The 1946-nt window shown below is 50.4% G+C and carries 2 protein-coding genes; both read left to right on the forward strand.

What is annotated here, in order from left to right; all coding sequences use genetic code 11:
* Positions 1-166 (forward strand): laccase domain-containing protein (locus QZF50_RS23550; RefSeq protein WP_191637970.1); only part of this gene is annotated, 166 nt, incomplete at its 5' end.
* Positions 167-295: 129 nt separating this feature from the next.
* Positions 296-1946, forward strand: a 1651-nt coding sequence (locus QZF50_RS23555) for a Clp protease N-terminal domain-containing protein (protein WP_290389038.1), incomplete at its 3' end; no start/stop codon positions are given.

Genomic DNA, 1946 nt, shown 5'->3' on the forward strand with positions numbered 1-1946 from the left:
GTATCTGGCGGATATTTATCAGCTTGCCCGGCAGCGTCTGGCGAACGTGGGTGTTGAGCAAATTTTCGGCGGCGACCGTTGTACATATACGGAAAATGAGACTTTCTTCTCTTATCGTCGCGACAAGACCACCGGTCGTATGGCAAGTTTCATTTGGCTGATATAACCTAAAGAATCAAGACGATCCGGTACGCGTGATTTTCTTTTCACATTAATCTGGTCAATAACCTTGAATAATTGAGGGATGACCTCATTTAATCTCCAGTAGCAACTTTGATCCGTTATGGGAGGAGTTATGCGTCTGGATCGTCTTACTAATAAATTCCAGCTTGCTCTTGCCGATGCCCAATCACTTGCACTCGGGCACGACAACCAATTTATCGAACCACTTCATTTAATGAGCGCCCTGCTGAATCAGGAAGGGGGTTCGGTTAGTCCTTTATTAACATCCGCTGGCATAAATGCTGGCCAGTTGCGCACAGATATCAATCAGGCATTAAATCGTTTACCGCAGGTTGAAGGTACTGGTGGTGATGTCCAGCCATCACAGGATCTGGTGCGCGTTCTTAATCTTTGCGACAAGCTGGCGCAAAAACGTGGTGATAACTTTATCTCGTCAGAACTGTTCGTTCTGGCGGCACTTGAGTCTCGCGGCACGCTGGCCGACATCCTGAAAGCAGCAGGGGCGACCACCGCCAACATTACTCAAGCGATTGAACAAATGCGTGGAGGTGAAAGCGTGAACGATCAAGGTGCTGAAGACCAACGTCAGGCTTTGAAAAAATATACCATCGACCTTACCGAACGAGCCGAACAGGGCAAACTCGATCCGGTGATTGGTCGTGATGAAGAAATTCGCCGTACCATTCAGGTGCTGCAACGTCGTACTAAAAATAACCCGGTACTGATTGGTGAACCCGGCGTCGGTAAAACTGCCATCGTTGAAGGTCTGGCGCAGCGTATTATCAACGGCGAAGTGCCGGAAGGATTGAAAGGCCGCCGCGTACTGGCGCTGGATATGGGCGCGCTGGTGGCTGGGGCGAAATATCGCGGTGAGTTTGAAGAACGTTTAAAAGGCGTGCTTAACGATCTTGCCAAACAGGAAGGCAACGTCATCCTGTTTATCGACGAATTACATACCATGGTCGGCGCGGGTAAAGCCGATGGCGCAATGGACGCCGGAAACATGCTGAAACCGGCGCTGGCGCGTGGTGAATTGCACTGCGTAGGTGCCACGACGCTTGACGAATATCGCCAGTACATCGAAAAAGATGCTGCGCTGGAACGTCGTTTCCAGAAAGTGTTTGTTGCCGAGCCTTCTGTTGAAGATACCATTGCGATTCTGCGTGGCCTGAAAGAACGTTACGAATTGCACCACCATGTGCAAATTACTGACCCGGCAATTGTTGCAGCGGCGACGTTGTCTCATCGCTACATTGCTGACCGTCAGCTGCCGGATAAAGCCATCGACCTGATCGATGAAGCAGCATCCAGCATTCGTATGCAGATTGACTCAAAACCAGAAGAACTCGACCGACTCGATCGTCGTATCATCCAGCTCAAACTGGAACAACAGGCGTTAATGAAAGAGTCTGATGAAGCCAGTAAAAAACGCCTGGATATGCTCAACGAAGAACTGAGCGACAAAGAACGTCAGTACTCCGAGTTAGAAGAAGAGTGGAAAGCAGAGAAGGCATCGCTTTCTGGTACGCAGACCATTAAAGCGGAACTGGAACAGGCGAAAATCGCTATTGAACAGGCTCGCCGTGTGGGGGACCTGGCGCGGATGTCTGAACTGCAATACGGCAAAATCCCGGAACTGGAAAAGCAACTGGAAGCCGCAACGCAGCTCGAAGGCAAAACTATGCGTCTGTTGCGTAATAAAGTGACCGACGCCGAAATTGCTGAAGTGCTGGCGCGTTGGACGGGGATTCCGGTTTCTCGCA

This window comes from uncultured Escherichia sp. (assembly GCF_948475835.1).
Classification (GTDB): domain Bacteria; phylum Pseudomonadota; class Gammaproteobacteria; order Enterobacterales; family Enterobacteriaceae; genus ECMA0423.